Source organism: Pseudomonas sp. CP4 (genome assembly GCF_047758505.1).
Taxonomy (GTDB): domain Bacteria; phylum Pseudomonadota; class Gammaproteobacteria; order Pseudomonadales; family Pseudomonadaceae; genus Aquipseudomonas; species Aquipseudomonas fluorescens_AO.
Map to the genome: position 1 here is coordinate 1413771 of NZ_CP180489.1, position 21856 is coordinate 1435626.

Sequence of the window (21856 nt, forward strand, 5' to 3'; positions counted from 1 at the left end):
AGGCTCGCTCCCGCAGTTGAACTGCATTTCAAATGTGGGAGCGAGCCATCTGCCCTTGGAATGCCAATCAACCTGTGGGAGCGAGCCTGCTCACGAAAGCGCCTGTGCAGCCAGCAGAATCCTCTCTGGCCAGATGCATTCCTGAGCCACATCACACCCTGCCTCGAAAACCCGCCTAGACTGCAAGCATCCCCACAGACAAGGCAGTCTTCATGATCTCGATGTCGTCCTTCCATGCCATGCTCATTCCCATCCTCAGCGGGATGATCCTGCTCGCCATCGGCTTCAACTTCCGTGACAAGAACGCCGGGGTCTTGGCCATGTGGATCGGCATGCTGATGATCCTTGCCACGGTGGTCTACAAGATCCTCGCCAAGCTCAACGAATGACCGCGCCCGGCTCGCATTGCGCCAGAGGGCCTCGTACACTCCAGCGCATCCGCCTATCCCGAGGTCGTCCCCTGGTGTTTGCTCGTCTTTTTGCTTTGCCCGGTCTGCTGCTTGTCTGCCTGATGACGCTGCTGCCCCTTGCACCCGCGCAAGCGGTCGGTCTGCCCGGCCTGCTCAACACTTCCAAACCGCAGCCTGAAGCCGTGGAACCCCTCGGCCAGTCGCTGGACGAAGTGATCAAGTCGCTGGAAAACGACAAGCAACGCGCGCAGCTGCTCAGTGATCTGAAGAAGCTGCGCGACGCCACGAAAAAAGCGCAGGCCACCCCGGAAGAAGGCGTGCTGGGCCTGATCGGCGGCACCCTCGCCAACTTTGAAAAACAGTTTTCCGGCGCCGACAGCCCGATCACTCGCTGGTCCAACGAATTCGATCTGGCCAAGGACGAACTCACCAGCAAGCTGCTCCCGGCCAACGAATGGCTGCCGATCATCTTCGGCTTCGCCGTGATTCTGATGGTCTGGAGCCTGCTCGCCGCCGCGCTGATCTGGCTCGGCCACCGCGTGCGCATGCGCTTTGGCCTCACCGAAGAACTGCCGCAACACCCCAAGGCCCTCGACATGCTGCGCTTTGCCCTGCGCAAGCTCGGGCCGTGGCTGATTGCCCTGGTGATGACGGTGTACATGAGCTACGCGCTGCCGTCGTCGCTGGGCAAAAGCCTGGCGATGGTGCTGGCTTATGCCTTGGTGGTCGGCACCTGTTTCTCGGCGATCTGCGTGATTGCTTTCTCCCTACTCGACGGCCCGCACCGCCATCGCGCGTTGTACATCCTGCGTCATCAGGCGTTTCGGCCGCTGTGGCTGATCGGCAGCTTCGCCGCATTCGGTGAAGCGCTGAGCGATCCGCGTCTGGTCGAGAGCCTCGGCGTGCATCTGGCCCACACCGCCGCAACCACCGCCAATGTCCTCGCGGCACTGTCGACCGGCCTGTTCATTCTGCGATTCCGCCGACCGATCGCGCACCTGATCCGCAACCAACCGCTGTCACGCCGCCTGACCCGCCGCGCCCTCAGCGACACCATCGAAATCCTCGGTACCTTCTGGTACGTGCCGGCACTGGTGCTGGTCGGCATCTCGCTGTTCGCCACATTTGTCTCTGCCGGCGATACCAGCACCGCGCTGCGGCAGTCGCTGATCTGCACGGTGCTGCTGGTGTTGTGCATGGTCATCAACGGCCTCGTGCGCCGCCATTCGCTGAAACCGCAACGCGGGCCGAAACGCCATGCGCTGTACTCGGAGCGCCTGAAAAACTTCTTCTACACCCTGACGCATTTGCTGGTGTGGCTGTTCTTCATCGAACTGGGCCTGCGCGTGTGGGGCCATTCGCTGATCGCATTTGCCGAAGGTGATGGCCATGACATCAGCGTCAAACTGTTCAGCCTGATCGGCACGCTGATTTTCTCCTGGCTGATCTGGATTCTCGCCGATACCGCGGTGCACCACGCCCTCACCCGCTCGCGCAAGGGTTTGGCCAACGCCCGCGCGCAGACGATGATGCCGCTGATCCGCAACGTGCTGTTCGTGGCGATTTTCATCATCGCGCTGATCGTCGCGTTGGCGAACATGGGCATGAACGTCACGCCGCTGCTGGCCGGTGCCGGTGTGATCGGTCTGGCCATCGGTTTCGGCGCGCAGTCGCTGGTCGCTGACCTGATCACCGGCCTCTTCATCATCATCGAAGACTCCCTGGCCATCGATGATTACGTCGACGTCGGCGGCCACCTCGGCACCGTCGAAGGCCTGACCATCCGCACCGTACGCCTGCGCGACATCGACGGCATCGTCCACACCATCCCGTTCAGCGAAATCAAAAGCATCAAGAACTACTCGCGGGAATTCGGCTACGCCATTTTCCGCGTCGCCGTGCCGTACAACATGGAGATCGACGACGCGATCAAACTGATGCGCGACGTCGGCCAGAAGATGCGCAGCGATCCGCTGCAACGCCGCAACATCTGGTCGCCGCTGGAGATTCAGGGCGTGGAAAGTTTCGAGTCCGGCAGCGCGATTTTGCGCGCACGGTTCAAGACTGCGCCGATCAAGCAGTGGGAGGTTTCCCGGGCGTTCAATTTGTCGCTGAAGCGGCAACTGGATGAGGCGGGGCTGGATCTGGCGACGCCAAGGATGAGTGTGCAGGTGATTACTGCCGGCGGCGGTCAACCGAAGTAATAGCACTCAAGCGCGCGGATGCAGTCACAGGCAAGGAAGCCAACAACAATAATCAAGGAGAAGCCCATGCAACTGACGCGCATTGCCCAGACCCTTTTGCTCACCCTGGTCGCCAGCCACGCCAGCGCCGCGACGATGGACAGCGCCCGCACACAGATCGCCGAGCAGGCGCAGAAGCTCGAGCCGGAGCTGCTGGAAACCCGCCGCGACCTTCACGCTCATCCAGAACTTGGCAACACTGAAAAACGCACCGCTGAACTGGTCGCCAAACAGCTGCAAGCCATGGGCCTGGAAGTGAAAACCGGCGTCGCCCGCACCGGCGTTGTCGCCATTCTCAAAGGCGCCCTGCCCGGCCCGACCGTGGCCCTGCGCGCCGACATGGACGCGCTGCCGGTCAAGGAAGTCTCCGACCTGCCATTCGCCTCGAAAGCCAAAGGCACGTATCTCGACAAGGAAGTCGACGTCATGCACGCCTGCGGCCACGACGCCCACACCGCGATCCTGCTCAGCGCTGCGAAAATTCTGACAGGGATGCGCGACACCTTGCCCGGCACCGTAGTGTTCTACTTCCAGCCCGCCGAAGAAGGCCCGAGCGATTTCATTCCCGATGGCAAAAATACCTGGGGCGCGAAGATGATGGTCGAGGAAGGCGTAATGAAATCGCCGAAACCAGACGCAGTATTCGGGCTGCACGTCTGGGCCGGCGTCCCCGCCGGCCAGATCGCCTACCGCCCCGGCCCGACCCTGGCCAGCTCCGACGACCTGCGCATCAAGATCCACGGCAAACAAACCCATGCCGGCCGCCCTTGGGACGGCATCGATCCGATCACCGTCGGCGCGCAAACCATCGTCGGCCTGCAAACCGTGGTCAGCCGCCGCACCGACATTTCCTCTTACCCGTCAGTGGTCAGCATCGGCACCATCAACGGCGGCACCCGCTACAACATCATCCCCGAATCCGTCGACATGACCGGCACCATCCGTTCCTACGACTACGGCATCCGCCAGAAACTGCACAGCGATGTACGCCAGACCATCGAGAAAATCGCCGAAAGCGGCGGCGCCAAAGCTGATGTCACCATCATCGAAAAATACGACCCGACGATTAACAACCCGGCATTGACTGAGAAAATGCTGCCGACGTTGAAGTGGGCCGCCAAGGACGATGTGGTGCAGGGACCGCTGGTGGGTGGGGCGGAAGATTTCTCGTTCTTTGCCAAAGAGGCGCCGGGATTGTTTGTGTTTCTCGGGGTGACCCCGCGGGATCAGGACATGAGCAAGGCTGCGCCGAATCACAATCCGGGGTTCTTTGTGGATGAATCGGCGTTGGTGGTTGGAGTGAGGACATTAGCGTCGTTGGCGACGGATTATTTGTATGGGAATGCGGCGGTGGGCAAGTAGAGAGGGGGTGACTGTGGGGGCGCTTTCGCGAGCAGGCTCGCTCCCACAGAACAGCAAAATCAAAACATCGTCCGATCGCGGCCCGAGCCTTCGGCAGCTCCTACACACAATGAGCGCAAGCTCGAGTTCCGCTTTTGATCCTAGAGCCCGTCGACAGGCTGAGCGGAGGGATTGATCCGGGCGTGGGAGCGCAGCGACCAGAAGATCAAACCACATCAACCCCAACGTGAATCGCATCATGCCGCCAAAACTCCAGATCACAATCAATCAACCGCCCATGCTGATCATAATTGACCCGCGCAATCCGCAACCCCGGGCTCCCCACCGACACCCGTAACGCCGCCGCTGCATCCACCGACAATGCCGTCGGCACCATCTCGAACCGCACCCGCCCATAGTGCAAATCGTAATGCCGCGCATACAGCTCGGTGATCGACTGATTCAAATCGAACTTGAGGATCCCCGGAAAAAACTGCGGATTCAGATAGTGCTCCACGTACAACACCAGCCGCCCATCAATGCGCCGCGAGCGACAGATCTGAATCACGCTCGACAACGCCGGCAGCTGCAACCATGCACACACCGCCGCCGAAGCCGGCTGCAAACGCGCCGAAATCACCTCGGTCGACGGCTCACGCCCCTGCGCACTGACCATCGCGTGAAAGTGACTGCGCTGCATCAGGTTGTACGCCAGGCGCGGCGGCGACACGAACCAGCCGCGCCGTTCCTCGCGATAAATCTGCCCCTGCGCCTCAAGCTGCAACAGCGCTTCACGCACAGTGATCCGCGTCGTCCCGAATAACTCGCTGAGCTTGCGTTCAGCTGGCAACTTGCTCCCGGCCGCCAGCAAACCATGATCGATTTGCTCCTGCAGCACCTGGCCAATCGCTGTCACCGCTTTCGTTGCCTCATCGCGCATCAACGTTACCTATCTGGACTAGACCAGCACTGTTTCGGGGCAAATCCGAACGCCGATCAAAGCGCCTTCGTATGTTGCAAGCCTAGGCAGTGCAGATGACCGACAGATGACAAAACTACCGAACGGTCGCTTTCACGGCTTGCAATACATCGGCCAAGTCCCCTGCCCTACGGGCCTTTGGGTTTGGTCTACGCTGATCTGGCACCTTCCTGACAATGGTTGATAAAAGATCAGCCAAGAGGCCATCGACATCAAAATGTCATCCAGCCGACCTAAATTGGCTCAGGTATTGCTGACCTAGACCAACACCAACCGCAATCGCAGCGTTGAACACGACCAAGGAGCTTCGGAATGAAACAGCTTTTCCTGGCAACACTGTTAGGCTCGACCATTGCTATGTGCAGCGCCGCCATGGCGGCCGACACCGATCTGAAAACCCTCGAAGCCGCTGCGAAGGCGGAAGGCGCCGTCAACAGCGTCGGCATGCCGGACAACTGGGCCAACTGGAAAGGCACCTGGGATGACCTGGCTGCGAATTATGGCTTGAAGCACATCGACACCGACATGAGCTCGGCCCAGGAAATCGCCAAGTTCGCCGCTGAAAAAGACAATGCCACCGCTGACATCGGCGACGTCGGTGCTGCCTTCGGCCCGATCGCGGTCAAGCAAGGCGTGGTGCAACCCTACAAGCCAAGCACTTGGGATCAGATTCCGGACTGGGCCAAGGACAAGGACGGCAACTGGGCACTGGCCTACACCGGCACCATCGCCTTCATCGTCAACAAGAAGCTGCTGAACGGCTCCGACGTGCCGACCAAATGGGCTGACCTGAAAACCGGCAAATACAAAGTCTCCATCGGCGACGTGAGCACTGCTGCCCAGGCCGCCAACGGTGTCCTCGCTGCCGCACTGGCCAACGGTGGTGACGAGAAAAACATCAAGCCTGCCCTGCTGTTGTTCGCCGACCTCGCCAAACAGGGTCGTCTGTCGATGGCCAACCCAACGATCGCCACCATGGAAAAAGGCGAGATCGAAGTCGGCGTGGTCTGGGACTTCAATGGCCTGAGCTACAAAGCCAAGATGGCCAACCCGGATGATTACGTAGTGCTGATTCCATCCGACGGCTCGGTGATTTCCGGCTACACCACGATCATCAACAAGTACGCAAAAAACCCCAACGCCGCCAAGCTGACCCGCGAATACATCTTCAGCGACGCCGGCCAGACCAACCTCGCCCGAGGCAACGCCCGGCCGATCCGCGCCGAACACCTGCAACTGCCGGAAGACGTGAAAGCCAAACTGCTGCCAAACGAGCAGTACAAGAAGGTCACGCCGGTCAAGGACGCCGAAGCGTGGGAAAAGACCTCCAAAGCCCTGCCACAGCAGTGGAACGAAGAAGTCATCGTAGAAATGAAGTGATGGCTTGACCCACTGCTTGATCCGACAAAGATCCCTGTGGGAGCGAGCTTGCTCGCGAATGCGGTTATTCATTCAACATTGATGTTGGCTGATCTGACGCCTTCGCGAGCAAGCTCGCTCCCACAAGGGATTGAGTTGATTTCGGAATATCTGAATTTCGCGGAGTTCTTGCCCCTATGAAGCACACCGTCATCCTTGTCGTGCTCGACGGCCTCAACTACGAGGTTGCGTGTCACGCCATGGGGCATCTGCAGGCTTATGTTGGCGCAGGACGCGCGGCGCTCTATCAACTGGAGTGCGAACTGCCGGCCCTGTCCCGACCGCTTTACGAATGTATTCTCACCGGCGTGCCGCCGATCGACAGCGGCATCGTCCACAACAATGTCTCGCGCTTGTCCAACCAGCGCAGCATCTATCACTACGCCCGCGATGCCGGATTGAAAACCGCCGCTGCGGCGTATCACTGGGTCAGCGAGTTGTATAACCGCTCACCGTTCGTGGTGGCGCGCGACCGCCACACCAACGATCCGACGCTGCCGATCCAGTACGGCCACTTCTACTGGAACGATCATTATCCGGATTCGCACCTGTTCGCCGACGCCGAAAGCCTGCGCCTGCGCCACGCGCCGGATTTCCTCCTGATCCACCCGATGAATATCGACGACGCTGGGCACAGGCACGGCCTCGACAGCTCGCAATACCGCAACAGCGCGCGCTCGGCTGACGTCATTCTCGCCGACTATCTGCAAAGCTGGCTCGACGCTGGCTATCAGGTAATGGTGACCGCCGACCACGGCATGAACAACGATCGCTCGCACAACGGCCTGCTGGCGGAAGAACGTCAGGTGCCGCTATTCGTCCTCGGCGAGGCGTTCAGCCTCAACCCTGATGTCACACCGAAGCAGACCGAGCTCTGCGGCACAGTTTGCGAGCTGCTCGGCGTGCCCCACGACAAACCTGTGTGCCGGGAGCTGCTCAAGTGAATGCCATGAATCGCGGCAAATGGCTCGCGGCGCTGTGTCTGGTGCCCTTCGCGCTGTTCTTTATCGTCTTCGAAATCGCCCCGCTGGTCTGGGTGATGATCAACAGCCTGCAATCGGAAGAGTCCGGCTGGGGCCTGGCCAACTTCAGCAAGATCTTCGGTTCGAAGTTCTATCGGCAGGCAATCCAGTACAGCCTGGAGATCAGTTTCTGGTCGAGCGTATTCGGCATCATCATCGCCGTGCTGGGTGCGTATTCACTACGCCGCGTCGATTCGAAGCTGCGCAACTTCGTGAATGCCTTCGCCAACATGACCAGCAATTTTGCCGGCGTGCCGCTGGCGTTCGCCTTCATCATCCTGCTCGGTTTCAACGGCAGCATTACCATCATGCTCAAGCAGTCGGGGATCATTCAGGACTTCAACCTGTACTCGAAAACCGGCCTGATCATCCTCTACACCTACTTCCAGATTCCCCTCGGCGTGCTGCTCCTCTACCCGGCTTTCGACGCTCTGCGGGAGGACTGGCGCGAGTCCGCCGCACTGCTCGGCGCCAACGGCTGGCAGTTCTGGCGGCACATCGGCCTGCCGGTGCTGACCCCGGCGTTGCTCGGCACGTTCGTGATCCTGCTGGCCAACGCCCTCGGTGCCTACGCCACGGTTTACGCCCTGACCACCGGGAATTTCAACGTACTGCCGATCCGTATTGCGGCGATGGTCTCCGGCGACATCTCCCTTGATCCGAACCTGGCCAGTGCCCTGGCCGTAGTGCTCGTGGCGCTGATGACCATTGTCACCGTCGTGCATCAACTGCTGTTGAAGAGGAGCTACCATGTCTCGCGCTGAATCCGGCCCGGCCGGCCTCTACCACCGCGTCGTGGTCTATCTGCTGTTCGCCATTCTGCTGTTGCCGCTGCTGGGCACGCTGGTCTATTCGATCGCCAGCAGCTGGTCGGCGACGATTCTGCCCAGCGGCTTCACCTTCAAGTGGTACATAGAGCTGTGGAGCGATCCGCGTTTTCTCCACGCCTTCGGCCAGTCGTTGATCGTCTGTGTTGGCGCGCTGGTGCTGTCGGTGGTGCTGATCCTGCCGTTGCTGTTTGTCGTGCATTACTACTTTCCAAAGCTCGATGCGCTGATGAACATCCTCATCCTGCTGCCCTTCGCGGTACCGCCGGTGGTGTCCTCGGTGGGGCTGTTGCAGCTCTACGGTTCCGGGCCGATGGCGATGGTCGGTACGCCGTGGATTCTGATCGGCTGCTACTTCACCGTGGCGCTGCCGTTCATGTACCGGGCGATCACCAACAACCTGCAAGCGATCAACCTGCGCGACCTGATGGACGCCGCGCAGCTGCTTGGCGCCAGCACGTTTCAAGCGGCATTTCTGGTGGTACTGCCGAATCTGCGCAAGGGCCTGATGGTGGCGCTGCTGCTGTCGTTCTCGTTCCTGTTCGGTGAGTTCGTGTTCGCCAACATCCTCGTCGGCACGCGCTACGAAACCCTGCAGGTCTATCTGAACAACATGCGCAACAGCAGCGGTCACTTCACCAGTGCGCTGGTCATTTCGTATTTCTTCTTCGTGCTGGTCCTGACCTGGATCGCCAACATCTTGAACAAGGACAAAAGCGAATGAGCTACGTCAGCGTCCAACACCTGCAGAAAAGTTACGCTGGCACTACGGTGTTCAGCGACATCGATTGCGAAATCAACAAAGGCGAGTTCGTCACCCTGCTCGGCCCGTCCGGGTGCGGCAAGTCGACCTTGCTCCGTTGCATCGCCGGGCTGACACCGGTGGATGGCGGCAAAATTTTGCTCGACGGCGTCGATATCGTCCCGTTGAGTCCGCAGAAACGCGGCATCGGCATGGTCTTTCAAAGCTATGCGCTATTTCCAAATATGACCGTCGAACAGAACGTCGCCTTCGGCCTGCGCATGCAAAAGGTCAACGCCGATGACAGCCACAAGCGCGTGGCGGAAGTGTTGAAACTGGTTGAACTGCACGACTTCGCCAGCCGCTATCCGCATCAACTGTCCGGTGGTCAGTGCCAGCGCGTCGCCCTCGCCCGCTCATTGGTAACCCGCCCGCGCTTGTTGCTGCTGGATGAGCCGCTGTCGGCGCTCGATGCTCGGATTCGCAAGCACTTGCGCGAACAGATCCGTCAGATCCAGCGCGAACTCGGCCTGACCACGATCTTCGTCACCCACGATCAGGAAGAAGCGCTGACCATGTCGGACCGGATTTTCCTGATGAATCAGGGAAAGATCGTCCAGAGCGGCGATGCCGAAACACTCTACACCGCGCCGGTCGATGTCTTTGCCGCCGGCTTCATCGGCAATTACAACTTGCTCAACGCCGAGGACGCGTCGAAGCTGCTGCAACGACCGATCACCCATCGCATCGCCATCCGCCCGGAAGCCATCGAACTGAGCTTGAACGGCGAACTCGACGCGCAGATTCGCAGCCACAGCCTGCTCGGCAACGTCATTCGCTATCGCGTCGAAGCGCGCGGCGTGGAACTGGTGGTCGATGTGCTTAACCGCTCGGCCGCCGATCTGCATCCCGATGGGCAGCGCCTGGCACTTTCCATCGATCCAACGGCCTTGTGCGAAGTAGCTTAAAAGCAGCTGCAAGCTTCGAGCTACAAGCTTCAAGTTGTAGACTGCGGCCTACTTGATTCCAATTCTTGCAGCTTGAAGCCTCATGGCTTGAAGCTGTTCTCGGAGAGAACCGATGGCTTTGGCAATTTTTGATCTGGACGAAACGTTGATCCACGGCGACTGCTCCTCGCTATGGAGTGAGCAGATGGCCCGCCTCGGCTGGGTCGATGGCGAGTCGTTCATGCAGCGCGACAAGGAACTGATGGATGCCTACGGCCGCGGACATCTGGCGATGGAAGACTATATGGCCTTCAGTCTCGAACCATTGATAGGCCGCACCCCTGAGGAAATCGAGCACTTGGTTGGCCCGTGGGTGGAAGATTTCATTGAGCCGATCATCTTCAGCGACGCGACCAAAACCATTGCCGCACACCGCAAGGCTGGCGACCGGATTCTGGTGATCTCGGCGTCGGGCACGCACCTCGTGCGGCCGATCGCCGATCGTCTGGGCATCGACGAGATATTGGCCATCGAACTGGAAGTCGCCCATGGCGTGTACAGCGGCAACACCGTCGGCACTCTGACTTACCGCGAAGGCAAGATCACCCGTTTGCTGGAATGGCTGGACGCTGAAGAAGAAAACCTCGAAGGCGCGAGTTTCTATTCCGACTCACGCAATGATCTGCCGCTGCTGCTGAAGGTGGATTTCCCGCATGTGGTCAATCCGGATCCGGTATTGCTTGAGCACGCTGAAAAGGCCGGCTGGCCGATCCATCTCTGGAAATGACGAAGATTTAATGTAGGAGTGAGCCTGCTCGCGATGGCGGCGTTCCAGTCAACATTGATGCTGGCTGACACGCCGCCATCGCGAGCATGCTCACTCCTGCAGGAACCTGTTGTGTCAGCTAAGACTGTCGTCAATCACCAACACCAACTTGCCCGCCACCGTATTGCTCGCCAGTTCGGCAAATGCCGCTTCAGCATCCTTCACCGCAAACGCTTTGGCCAGTTGCGGACGCAAGCGGCCCTCGGCAAACAGTGGCCACACATGCTGGCCCAAGTCACTCAGCAGATCCGCTTTGAACTGATCGCTACGGCTGCGCAAAGTCGAACCGAGCAACTGCACGCGCTTGCCGAGCACCTGCGCCAGATCCAGCTTCGCCTCGCGCCCGCCCATCAAACCGATCAACACCCAACGGCCGTCCAGCGCCATCAGCCTGAGATTGAGCGCCGAATAATCGCCACCCACCGGATCGAGGATCACATCGAACGGCCCGAAGTCGCGCAGGCTCTCCAGATCATCGGTACGCACCACGCCGCCCTGGGCACCCAGCGCTTCGCAGTAAGCCAGGCGCTCGGCGGAACCGACGCTGACCCAGCACGGGTTACCGAAGGCTTTACACAGCTGAATGGCGGCTGAACCGATTCCACTTGCGCCGGCGTGCAGGAGAATTTTCTCACCGGGTTTCAGCGCTGCAAGTTGAAACACATTCAGCCAGACGGTGGCGTACACCTCGGGCAATGCCGCCGCCTCGATCAGCGAAACGCCCTCCGGCACCGGCAGCACGTGCCGTCCGTCGACGACCACCTCTTCAGCCATGCCGCCCCCGGCCAGCAGGGCGCAAACCCGATCTCCGACTTGCCAGGACGAGCCCGCGCCGACCTCGCTGATCACGCCGGAACACTCAAGACCGAGCACTGGGCTGGCGCCTGGCGGCGGCGGATAAAGCCCTGCCTTCTGTAATAAATCGGCGCGATTGAGGCCCGCGGCCGCTACACGGATGCGTACTTGTCCTACATCACATGTAGGACTCGGCTCTTCAACCCATGCCACTTGACCTTCAACGCCTTGCAATGCCTTCACACTGCCTCCATAGTGAGTCTGGACTGAGCCCGAAGCTGTAGCGCCGGGCTTTTTGCATTATGCGACCGGCTCTCAAAGAACCGGCGACTTCAAAGACGGCCTAATATGCGTTATCAATTGTCCCCGCGTCGAATCAGCATGAAGCATCTGCTCCCCAGCACCGCCCTCGCTCTTTTCATCGGTATCGGTCTGTTGCCGGTGTCGGGCACCACATTCGCAGCCAACAGCTGGGACAAGTTGCAGCCTGATCGCGATGAAGTCATCGCCAGCCTGAACGTCGTCGAGTTGCTCAAGCGTCACCACTACAGCAAGCCGCCGCTCGACGATGCGCGCTCGGTGATCATCTACGACAGCTACATCAAGCTGCTCGACCCGTCGCGCAGCTATTTCATGGCCAGCGACATCGCCGAATTCGACAAGTGGAAGACGCAGTTCGACGACTTCCTCAAGAGCGGCGACCTCAACGCCGGGTTCACCATCTACAAGCGCTATCTGGACCGCGTCAAAGCGCGTCTGGACTTCGCCCTCGCCGAGCTGAACAAAGGCGTGGACAAGATGGACTTCAACACCAAGGAGACCTTGCTGATCGACCGCAAGGACGCGCCTTGGCTCAAGTCCACCGCAGAACTCGACGACCTGTGGCGCAAACGCGTCAAGGACGAAGTGCTGCGCCAGAAGATCGCCGGCAAAGAGCCGAAGCAGATCCAGGAAACACTGACCAAGCGCTACAAGAATCAGTTGGCACGTCTGGACCAGACCCGTGCCGAGGATATCTTCCAGGCGTACATCAACACCTTTGCCATGTCCTATGACCCGCACACCAATTATCTGTCGCCAGATAACGCGGAAAACTTCGACATCAACATGAGCCTGTCCCTCGAAGGTATCGGCGCCGTGTTGCAGAGCGACAACGATCAAGTGAAAGTCGTGCGTCTGGTGCCAGCAGGCCCGGCTGACAAGACCAAGCAAGTGGCCCCGGCCGACAAGATCATCGGCGTTGCCCAAGGCAACAAAGAGATGGTCGACGTGGTCGGCTGGCGTCTGGACGAAGTGGTCAAACTGATTCGCGGTCCGAAAGGCACCGTGGTGCGCCTGGAAGTCATTCCGGCGAGCAATGCGCCGAATGACCAGACCACCAAGATCGTGCCGATCACCCGTGAAGCAGTGAAGCTCGAAGATCAGGCCGTGAAGAAGTCGATCCTCAGCCTGAAACAGGACGGCAAGGACTACAAACTTGGCGTGATCGAGATCCCGGCCTTCTACCTCGACTTCAAGGCCTTCCGTGCCGGCGATCCGGACTACAAGAGCACCACTCGCGACGTCAAGAAGCTGCTCACCGAGCTGCAGAAGGACAAAGTCGACGGCGTGGTCATCGACCTGCGCAACAACGGCGGCGGCTCCCTGCAGGAAGCCACCGAACTGACCAGCCTGTTTATCGACAAAGGTCCGACCGTGCTGGTGCGTAATGCCGATGGCCGTGTCGACGTCCTCGAGGACGAAAACCCGGGCGCGTTCTACAAAGGCCCGATGGCGCTGCTGGTCAACCGCCTGTCCGCCTCGGCCTCGGAAATCTTCGCCGGCGCCATGCAGGACTACCACCGCGCGCTGATCATCGGTGGTCAGACCTTCGGCAAAGGCACCGTGCAGACTATTCAGCCGCTGAACCATGGCGAACTGAAACTGACCCTGGCCAAGTTCTACCGTGTCTCCGGGCAGAGCACCCAGCATCAGGGCGTACTGCCGGACATCGACTACCCGTCGCTGATCGACACCAAGGAAATCGGTGAAAGCGCCCTGCCGGAAGCCATGCCGTGGGACACCATCCGCGCGGCGATCAAACCAGCGGCCGATCCGTTCAAGCCGTTCCTCGCCCAGCTGAAGTCCGAACATGACGCGCGCACCAACAAGGATGCCGAGTTCGTGTTCATCCGCGACAAGCTGGCCCTGGCGCAGAAACTGATGGAAGAAAAAACCGTCAGCCTCAACGAAGCCGATCGTCGTGCCCAGCACGCCGACATCGACGCCAAGCAGCTGGCGATGGAGAACATCCGTCGCAAGGCCAAAGGCGAAGAACCGCTCAAAGAGCTGAAGAAAGAAGACGAAGACGCACTGGCCGCTGCCGAGCCGGACAAAGTCAAACCGGAAGACGATGCCTACCTGAGCGAAACCGGGCGCGTGCTGCTGGATTACCTGAAACTGAGCAATCAGGTGGCCAAGAAGTAAGTGATGGCAATTTAGTGCTGACGATCCCCGGATCGTCATCAAACAGTCATCATTCTGTCGTGCAATAAAGGACCGGGAGCAAGCGCTCCCGGTCCTTTTTTTATCGCCAGAGACTGCCATGACCACGACCGAACAGCTGAGCGCGTTGAGCTCGATCCTGACTCAAAGCGGTTTACACAGCCTGTTCCAGCCGATCATCTGTCTTTCCGAACGCCGCATTCTCGGTTACGAAGCCCTGACCCGTGGCCCGTCCAACAGCCCTCTTCACTCGCCGATTGCCCTGTTCGCCGTGGCGCGACAGGCTGGCCGATTGAGCGAACTGGAGATCGCCTGCCGGCAAAGCGCCTGTCGCCGCTTCAATGAGCAGCAACTGCCCGGCAAGCTGTTCCTCAACGTCTCGCCGGAATCCTTGCTCGAAGCCGCGCACCAACCCGGACGAACGTTGCAACTGCTGCAGGACTTGGGCATTGCGCCGAGCCAGGTGGTCATCGAGCTCACCGAGCAGACCCCGATCGATGACTTTCAGTTGCTGCAAACCGCTCTGCATCACTATCGGGCGATGGGTTTTTCCATTGCGCTGGACGACTTGGGTGCAGGGTATTCGAGCCTGCGCCTGTGGTCGGAATTGCGTCCGGATTACGTGAAGATCGACCGGCATTTCATTGATGGCATTCATCAGGATGCATTGAAAAGAGAGTTTGTCGGCTCGATTCTGCAAATCGCCAAAGCCTCGCGCGCGCAGGTGATTGCCGAGGGGATCGAGTTGCCGGAAGAACTCGCGGTGCTGACTGAAATGGGCGTCGACCTGGTGCAGGGCTACCTGCTCGGCCGCCCTCAGGAACATCCATCCCGCGACGCTCGCGCGATGATGCCCAAACACGACAGCAGCGCCGTCGCGCTGAATGACGAAGGCAGCGACCTCAGCGCCCTGCTCAACGACCAGCCCGCCGTGCAACGCGATACGCCCACCGCGACGGTACTGGAAGCCTTCCGCCGCCAGGCCAATCTCAATTCACTCGCTGTGCTCGACGAACAAGGCCAGCCCTGCGGCATCGTCCATCGCCACTCGCTGTCGGACGCACTGCTCAAACCGTTTGCCACCGATCTGTTCGCGCGCAAACCGATCAGCCGCCTGATGAACGATGATTTCCTCGCCGTGGAAATCAGCCAGTCGCTGCAGCAAGTCAGCCGCCTGATCACCAGCCGCGCCCGCCAGCGCATCGAAGAAGACTTCATCATCACCCTCAACGGCAGTTACCTCGGCCTCGGCCGGGTGATCGACGTGCTGAAACTGATCACCGAACTGAAAATCCAGCAGGCACGCTACGCCAATCCCCTCACCCTGCTCCCGGGCAACGTACCGATCCAGCAATGCCTCACGCGCCTGCTGCAACAGGCCCGCGAGTCAATCATCTGCTACGTCGACATCGACAGCTTCAAACCCTTCAACGACATCTACGGCTACGGCCGTGGCGACGAAGTCCTGCTCTGCCTGGCCCAATGCCTCAACGAACGCATCGACCCGACCCGCGACTTCGTCGGCCACATCGGCGGCGACGACTTCCTCCTCGTCCTCGGCCCCGAAGACTGGCGCAAACGCCTAAATCAACTGCTCGACGACTTCCAAAACCAATGCCGCCGGTTCTACCGGCCTGAGCATTTGGAAGCCGGTTGTTTTGTAGCGCCAAACCGACAGGGTGTGCGGCAGGAGTTTGCGTTGTTGTCGTTATCGATTGGGGTAGTGCATCTGCGACCTGAGGCTTGCGCAGCGCTTGATGCCAGCCAGCTTGCGGAGATGGCTTCGCAGGCTAAGCATCATGCTAAGGGGGTTGTGGGGTTTAGTGTTTATTTGTTGGACGTTGTAGAGTCCCCGGTCTACATGCACCGTAGCTAATCGGCCGTCGTTTACTTATTACCAAACCGAAATCTCTATCAGAGCAAGCCTGTTCGCGAAAAATCACAGACGAAAAATTATCGCTTTAGCTTTTTCCTGTATGTTCTTGAGGATCTTCAAAAAGTGTAAAATCGACTCGTGCTCTACAGTCAAGATAAAACTCGCTCACCAGACTAGTTTTGTCATGTCGAAAACCCATAATCTGATTGTATAACGACTTTATGGCAGGATCAGGTGAACTACTCATAGAGTTAATCACTTCACACTTTTCATACCTTCGCTTCGCCGCACTAATTGCTGCCGAAAAATATGTTTCACGACTTTCAATTCCAAGAAACCTTGAAAACCGAAACGGCAAATCTCCCCCCCGATCGAAAAATGTTACAGAGACTCAGAACCAATAGATCAGCAAAATACCGACGTTCCCTGCAGCTTGGATTGGAGATCAATTCCAGCATGCCAGAATCTCCTCACGCGCTTAAAATGTTTAGATCCACGGCATCGGGATCCTCGTAGTACTGGTCACCAAAAAGTCCAGCATTTGATTCCCCATTTGTCCACCGCTTAAAATCGTTAAATGACCATCTACCTTCAATAACCTCAGTCATCAACTTTTAAATCCTTTGAAACTTCCAGTTGGTACTTCACCAAGCATTCAAGCAAAACCTGCATGAATTGACGCTGATCCGCTACATCCTCATCGAAGTATGTTGTAATTTTTGTGAACACCGCATCAAAATCATCACCAACCTCCAAATAATATTTCAAAGTATCGATACACCACTGACGTTCAGGCTCCGTATAGGAAAGAAACTCCGGCCTCATAAGAACTTCAAACAGCTCACTAAGCTCTTCTTTGTTATTAACGTTTTTCGAGACGATGATTTTCTCACGTTCATCGTCGCGAGTGTTTTCTATATCAAATATAAACAATAGACCACGTAGAACAAAATATTCGGGTTTACGTTTCATTCCATAAATTCCGTGTAAGACGTTATCGGTTTGCCCGCGCTGTTAAGAATTACTATTGCATGAGTCTGCTGCCCATAAACTACTCCGCCTCTTCTGTATCCCTCCCCCACGATCTTCCCCATATTCATCGGTTCAGTCGACGCGATTTGCCCATTTCGCCTAAAAATGAGCTGAGCGCGATGTATGGCGTTAAGTTGGTCTCGATAGCTAAAAAAATGAGTCGCTGCACTCGGTATTTTGGGCTGGCCAGCCCGCCTTCCGTAGGTATAAACCTCAATGACTCCCGTGGTTGGGTTTCGTCCCGTTAATGAACGCTCCTGCTGAGAAGCTAGTGTCGTCTGTTTGCCATGCTTCTCTACAAAGTGCGCGCCTCGTGTGGACTTCTCCATTTCATCCAAACGCCTATAAGCATTTTCCTCCGCCAACTCATCAATCCTCGCCCGACGCTCCTGAGCCGTCATCTTCGGCAGCGCAGGTTCACCATCATCCACGTTAGCCCCGCCAATCCCACCCGGCACCTCACACCCAGGCTTATTCGGCGGCGGGCAATTGGACGTCAACCCCAACGGATCCACCCACCCCGTCGGATTCGGCGCGTACTGGTACTGATTCAACCCACCCGCGAGCTTCACCGGGTCCGGCGTCAGATACCGTCCCAATCTCGGGTCGTAATACCGATGGCGGTTGTAATGCAGCCCACTTTCAACATCGAAATACTGCCCCTGAAAGCGCAGCGGTTGGTCCAGATAGTCTTCGCCGGCCAGGGTGACGGCGGCGACTTTGCCGTAGGCGTCGTATTGCGCGGACCAGACGATTTCGCCGCTGTAGTCGGTGAGTTCCTGCGGGGTGCCGAGGTGGTCGAGTTGGTAGTAGAACGGGCAGGCCTTTTTCGGGCCTTTGCCATCCAGCATCGCGAGTGGGCGGAAGGTGCCGGGTTCGTAGAGAAAGCTGCGGTATTGGCTGGCGCTGCTTTCGGCGACGAGGTGTTCGCCTTGCCAGAAGAATTCGGTGACGGCGCCGTCAACAGTTTTGCGGATGCGCCGGCCGAAGGCGTCGTATTGATACGTGGCGGTCTGGCCGTCGGGGCGGGTCAGGCCGATCAGGCGGTGCTGGCAGTCGTAGCGGTATTCGGTGATGAGGGTCTGACCGTGGCCTCGGCGTTCGCGGATCAGGTTGCCGAAGGCGTCGTAGTCGTAATGGCGATCACCCTGCATCAGCAGGCGGTTGCCTTTGATCTGCGCAGCACCGGGGCGGTCCTGCATCAGCAGGTTGCCGGCCGGGTCGTGGGCGAAGGATTCGGGCAGTTCGTCGCGTGAGTGACGTACGCGGATCAACCGGTCGAGGGCGTCGTAGCCGTAAGTGCGCTGGCCGTGGCGGCTGTCGGCGATGTGCTCGAGATTGCCGTTGGCGCTGTAGGCATAATCGCGGCGGTACAGCGAGGAATGGCGATGGCCTACGGCGTGGGCGAGCAAGCGGCCCTGGTCGTCGTAGGCATATTCGCTGAGCAGCAAACCTTGCTGACGCTGCTGCTCGCGACCGGATTGATAGACGTGGCGTGTGAGCGGCGTGCCGTTGAGGTCGATGGCGCTCAGCGCACCGCCCTTGGCGTAGTGATAGTCGAGCTTGCTGTTGTCCGGCAGGCGCAGACGCTTGAGCTGACCGCAGGCGTCGTAGGCATAACGCAAGGTGCCCCAGCCCTGATGCTCGGTGATCAAGCGGTCCTGACGGTCGTACTCGAAGGCCAGCGGATGGTTCTGGCCGTCATTGACAGCGATCAACCGACCGAGGCGATCGTAGTCGTAGCGAACTTTGCTCCCATCGGGCAGGGTTTTGACGAGTAAACGGCCGGCCCTGTCTCGCTCGTAGCGGGTGACCAGACTGGGACCGAAATCACCAAACTCGGTCTTCTCCAGCAGGTGCCCGTTGAGATCGTAGGCGTAGGCCGTGCGCCGCCCATCAAACCCGGTTTCCTGTCGGATCAATCCGGTCGGCGTGTAATCCAGGCGGTATTTTTCGCCCGATTCGTTTTCAATCTCGGTCAGCAACAACCGCGCATGGTCGTAGCGATACTGCAGGCGGGTGCTGTCGGGATTGATTCGTCGCGAGACCAGGTGCAGGTCGTCGTCATATTCGTAACGGGTGATACGACCGAGCTCGTCGCGCTCAGCAGTGACTTGCCCGTAGGCGCCGTAGCTGTAGGCACGGGTGCTGCCCGTAGGAGAAGTCGTCAGGATCAGTCGGCCGGCCGCGTCCCACTGCTGCCGGCTGACAACACCAAATTCGTCCTGGGTGGTAATCCGCCGTCCCAGCGCGTCGTAGGAAAAACGCCGCACGCCGCCATCAGGCAGCGTCTCTTCAATGAGCTGGCCGAGCTCGTTCCACACCCAGCGGTGGCGGCTGCTGTCCGGGTAGCGCAGCGACAACAACTGCCCGCGCAGGTTGTAGTAGCAATGGGTGACCTGGCCGTCGGGGTCGACCGCTTCGGTGACGGCGCCTTCAGCGTTGCGCCGGTAGATCCACACCGCATCACCACGGCAACGCTTGTAGAGAAAACCGTTGCGGTACTCGTAGGACGTTGGCGCATCGTCTGGTGGAATCAGCGCGATCAGCCGTCCGACTTCGTCGTAGCGGTATTCGGTGACCGCGCCCAAAGCGTCCTGCTCAGCGATCAACCGGCCTTGCCCGTCATAGGCCTTGAGCTGCTCGCCGCCATCGGCCGCGACCTGGCGCACCAGCCGCGCGCGCTCGTCGTGGACGTAGACTTCTTCGGTGCCGTCGACGTAATGCACGGTCACGCTGGCGTCGTCATCGTTCCAGACGTAACGGGTGTTCATCTGCGAGAACGACGCCCAGTGCCGCACGCAGCGCGCCGCTTTGCCCTCGCGTTGCCACTCCCAGAAGAAGCTCGCGCCGCCGGTTAGCTGGCGCTGGAGGATGACGTGGTGGTCGTCGTAGTCGTAGCGCTCGCTGTCGCCAACCGCGTTGGTCGCGACCAGCAGCCGTTGCCGGGCATCGAAGCTGTAGGTGGCGAGGTTTTGCTCGGTGGCCCACTCGCCCTGAGCGAACACCTGATAGTCGACTGCCACCAGTTGCGTGCGGTCATAACGCAACAGCAGGGCGCGACCGGCGCCGTTGTCCAGGCGCTGAATGCGGTCGAAGCGATCGCGTTGCAGGGTCAGACGATTGCCGTAGACATCGCTGATCGCCGTCAGTCGGCCGGCGCGAAAGTGATAGAACCGCGCGGTTTCCCCGGCCAGAGCCAGAATCAGCTCTTCCGGCTCATCGCCGAGAAAGATCGCCGCCCGCGACAGGCTGTTGTGAATCGCCGGACGCGCGACATTGGGCGAGGGAAAGCGGGTGCGGCGGTTCTCGTGGTCGATCCAAATCACGCCATCGCCATCGAAGGCCAGCCGATGCGCGAGCGTATGGCTCCAGCCAAAACCCAGGCCGATGTCGATCTCGACCGCGCTGCTGCGGTACAAACGGGTGAACTCGAACGGCAGCACACCGTCGAGCACGGCGTCGGTCAGGGTCAGCAGTTCTTCGCCGGTGACCATCGACACCGGGCAGCCGTTGGTACAGGTGTTGGGTACGCAGTCGGCGGCGTCGCCGTTGGGGTTTTTCGATTGGTCGGGGACGTCGTCGTGGTGTTCGTCTTTCTTCAACATGGCGTTGCGCTTGGCATCCCAGCGCAATTGCATCCGGCCCTTTTTCACCCCGGCGGCGATGCCCCGCGCGGCAACGGCTTTGTAGCGGTCGACGTATTCAATAAAGGTGCTGACGATGCTGAACAGCGCCTTGACCAGACGCTTGGCGACGTTGAACAACTGGGCTGCACGGTCAGCCAGACGCAGCGTCAGGTAAGCGATTCCCGCCCCCGCTCCGATAAACGTCAGCACCACGCTGATCAGTACATCGATGATCAGTTGCACGATCATCATCGACGCCACTTCAGCAGACTTGCCGGCAATCTCGCTGGGCGGCAGCATGTCCAGCCACAGGCTTGCCGACCTCAGCAGCAAGCACATCGCCGCTTCGTCACTGATCAGCAACTGCAGCTTTTCCATGAGATCCGGCGCGGTCTGCGCCAGCTTGATCAGGTCAGCCGCGCCACTGCCCAGACGCTCGGCAAACTTGCCGGGATCCTGAAGAATTTCCGAGAGCAGATCGAGGCTGTCCCATACCCCCTCGATGGCCGCCCAACTGCCGGCGAGCATGCCGTTGCTGGCTGCGGTTGCCACCGACTGTGACCACTGCGGCTTGAAACCTCGCCACTCGCTACGCAGCCAGCGTTCAAGTTCGCCGATCAAACCGTCATAGGATTCGAACAGCTCGGCGATTTGATCGGAGGTGACTGCGCCATGAACATGCACGCGGTAGAACTTGCCCGGTTCGCCTCTGAATTCACCCCTGCCCTGCTGATCAAGGGTGACCGGAGTGGTCTTGCCGCCCGCCACGTCGACCACATCGACTTTGATGTTGCCCAGCGGGATGTCGTAGACCGATTCGAACTTGCTCTCGATCTGCATCAGCCCGCCCAGCGGGCATTGAACGACACTGGAGGAAAATACGTCGTCGCTGCTGCTGACCGCCGTGCTGCGATCGCCGAAGCGGATGATCCGCTCCATGCCCACCAGCGACGGCAGGTCTGCTGCCTCGCTGACCTGGTCCGCCCTGCGACTGAGCCAGTGATTGAGCTGTTTGCGGTAGAGGCTGAGGGTTTGCGGAAAGCTGTCGAGTTCCTGCTCGATGCGCGCGATGGCTTCCATCAACACACGCGAGCAAACATGGTGGGCTGAAAAACGGGCTGAAGCATGAGCGGTCCCTCGCGCAAGAAATTAGTCGCGGGAACTGTGCGGGGGATCAGAAAGGAAAGAAGTCAGGCGAGTAGGCAAAGGATGTAGGACTAATCTGCAATCGAGCTTCAAGCGAAAAACGTGCAGGCAGAAACGTAAACGCGGCGCGAGGAAAAC

15 protein-coding genes are annotated in these 21856 nt (G+C 59.3%); 11 read left to right on the forward strand and 4 right to left on the reverse strand.

Features of this window, described 5'->3' with window-relative positions; translation table 11 throughout:
• The first annotated feature begins 212 nt into the window (after nucleotides 1-212).
• The 3 genes from ACMYUN_RS06210 (at nucleotide 213) to ACMYUN_RS06220 (ending at nucleotide 4015) form a co-directional block, all read left to right on the forward strand.
• On the forward strand, nucleotides 213-389 hold the full coding sequence (locus tag ACMYUN_RS06210; protein ID WP_165839208.1) for a hypothetical protein: 177 nt from the start codon (nucleotides 213-215) through the stop codon (nucleotides 387-389).
• A 74-nt stretch (nucleotides 390-463) separates the two neighbouring features.
• The gene (locus ACMYUN_RS06215; RefSeq protein ID WP_415763259.1) at nucleotides 464-2614 is read left to right on the forward strand and encodes a mechanosensitive ion channel family protein; all 2151 of its coding nucleotides are present in this window, start codon (nucleotides 464-466) and stop codon (nucleotides 2612-2614) included.
• Nucleotides 2615-2680: 66 nt separating this feature from the next.
• A complete protein-coding gene (locus ACMYUN_RS06220) occupies nucleotides 2681-4015 on the forward strand; it encodes an amidohydrolase (RefSeq protein WP_415763260.1) in 1335 nt (444 codons plus the stop codon).
• Nucleotides 4016-4220: 205 nt separating this feature from the next.
• On the opposite strand, the gene phnR is transcribed toward ACMYUN_RS06220, so the two are convergent.
• Complete coding sequence (gene phnR / locus ACMYUN_RS06225) at nucleotides 4221-4934, reverse strand: phosphonate utilization transcriptional regulator PhnR (protein WP_415763261.1); 714 nt, start codon at nucleotides 4932-4934, stop codon at nucleotides 4221-4223.
• 351 nt (nucleotides 4935-5285) lie between these two features.
• On the opposite strand from phnR, the gene ACMYUN_RS06230 reads away from it, so the two are divergent.
• The 6 genes from ACMYUN_RS06230 (at nucleotide 5286) to ACMYUN_RS06255 (ending at nucleotide 10717) form a co-directional block, all read left to right on the forward strand.
• The gene (locus ACMYUN_RS06230; RefSeq protein ID WP_122747059.1) at nucleotides 5286-6353 is read left to right on the forward strand and encodes an ABC transporter substrate-binding protein; all 1068 of its coding nucleotides are present in this window, start codon (nucleotides 5286-5288) and stop codon (nucleotides 6351-6353) included.
• Nucleotides 6354-6529: 176 nt separating this feature from the next.
• Nucleotides 6530-7336, forward strand: coding sequence for an alkaline phosphatase family protein (locus ACMYUN_RS06235; protein WP_415763262.1), 807 nt, complete (start codon nucleotides 6530-6532; stop codon nucleotides 7334-7336).
• Nucleotides 7337-7341: 5 nt separating this feature from the next.
• A complete protein-coding gene (locus ACMYUN_RS06240) occupies nucleotides 7342-8178 on the forward strand; it encodes an ABC transporter permease (protein WP_161984092.1) in 837 nt (278 codons plus the stop codon).
• Nucleotides 8165-8965 carry an ABC transporter permease gene (locus ACMYUN_RS06245; protein ID WP_039763773.1) on the forward strand — a complete coding sequence of 267 codons (801 nt, stop codon included), beginning with the start codon at nucleotides 8165-8167 and terminating at the stop codon, nucleotides 8963-8965. The genes ACMYUN_RS06240 and ACMYUN_RS06245 overlap by 14 nt, the downstream gene beginning before the upstream one ends.
• Nucleotides 8962-9951: an ABC transporter ATP-binding protein gene (locus tag ACMYUN_RS06250; protein WP_415763263.1), complete on the forward strand. Its 990-nt coding sequence runs from the start codon at nucleotides 8962-8964 to the stop codon at nucleotides 9949-9951. The genes ACMYUN_RS06245 and ACMYUN_RS06250 overlap by 4 nt, the downstream gene beginning before the upstream one ends.
• A 112-nt stretch (nucleotides 9952-10063) precedes the next feature.
• The gene (locus ACMYUN_RS06255; protein ID WP_415763264.1) at nucleotides 10064-10717 is read left to right on the forward strand and encodes an HAD family hydrolase; all 654 of its coding nucleotides are present in this window, start codon (nucleotides 10064-10066) and stop codon (nucleotides 10715-10717) included.
• Nucleotides 10718-10831: 114 nt separating this feature from the next.
• On the opposite strand, the gene ACMYUN_RS06260 is transcribed toward ACMYUN_RS06255, so the two are convergent.
• A complete protein-coding gene (locus ACMYUN_RS06260) occupies nucleotides 10832-11794 on the reverse strand; it encodes a zinc-binding dehydrogenase (protein ID WP_415763265.1) in 963 nt (320 codons plus the stop codon).
• Between the two features lie 138 nt (nucleotides 11795-11932).
• Between ACMYUN_RS06260 and ACMYUN_RS06265 the strand changes: the two genes are divergently transcribed.
• Nucleotides 11933-14017, forward strand: coding sequence for a carboxy terminal-processing peptidase (locus ACMYUN_RS06265; RefSeq protein ID WP_161806099.1), 2085 nt, complete (start codon nucleotides 11933-11935; stop codon nucleotides 14015-14017).
• A gap of 118 nt (nucleotides 14018-14135) precedes the next feature.
• Nucleotides 14136-15911, forward strand: a complete 1776-nt coding sequence (locus ACMYUN_RS06270) for a bifunctional diguanylate cyclase/phosphodiesterase (RefSeq protein ID WP_415763266.1) — start codon at nucleotides 14136-14138, stop codon at nucleotides 15909-15911.
• Nucleotides 15912-16511: 600 nt separating this feature from the next.
• Here ACMYUN_RS06270 and ACMYUN_RS06275 read toward each other — a convergent pair.
• Together ACMYUN_RS06275 and ACMYUN_RS06280 are read right to left on the reverse strand one after the other, a co-directional pair.
• Nucleotides 16512-16883, reverse strand: coding sequence for a hypothetical protein (locus tag ACMYUN_RS06275; protein ID WP_415763267.1), 372 nt, complete (start codon nucleotides 16881-16883; stop codon nucleotides 16512-16514).
• Nucleotides 16880-21652, reverse strand: a complete 4773-nt coding sequence (locus tag ACMYUN_RS06280; protein ID WP_415763268.1) for an RHS repeat-associated core domain-containing protein — start codon at nucleotides 21650-21652, stop codon at nucleotides 16880-16882. The genes ACMYUN_RS06275 and ACMYUN_RS06280 overlap by 4 nt, the downstream gene beginning before the upstream one ends.
• Nucleotides 21653-21856 lie beyond the last annotated feature (204 nt).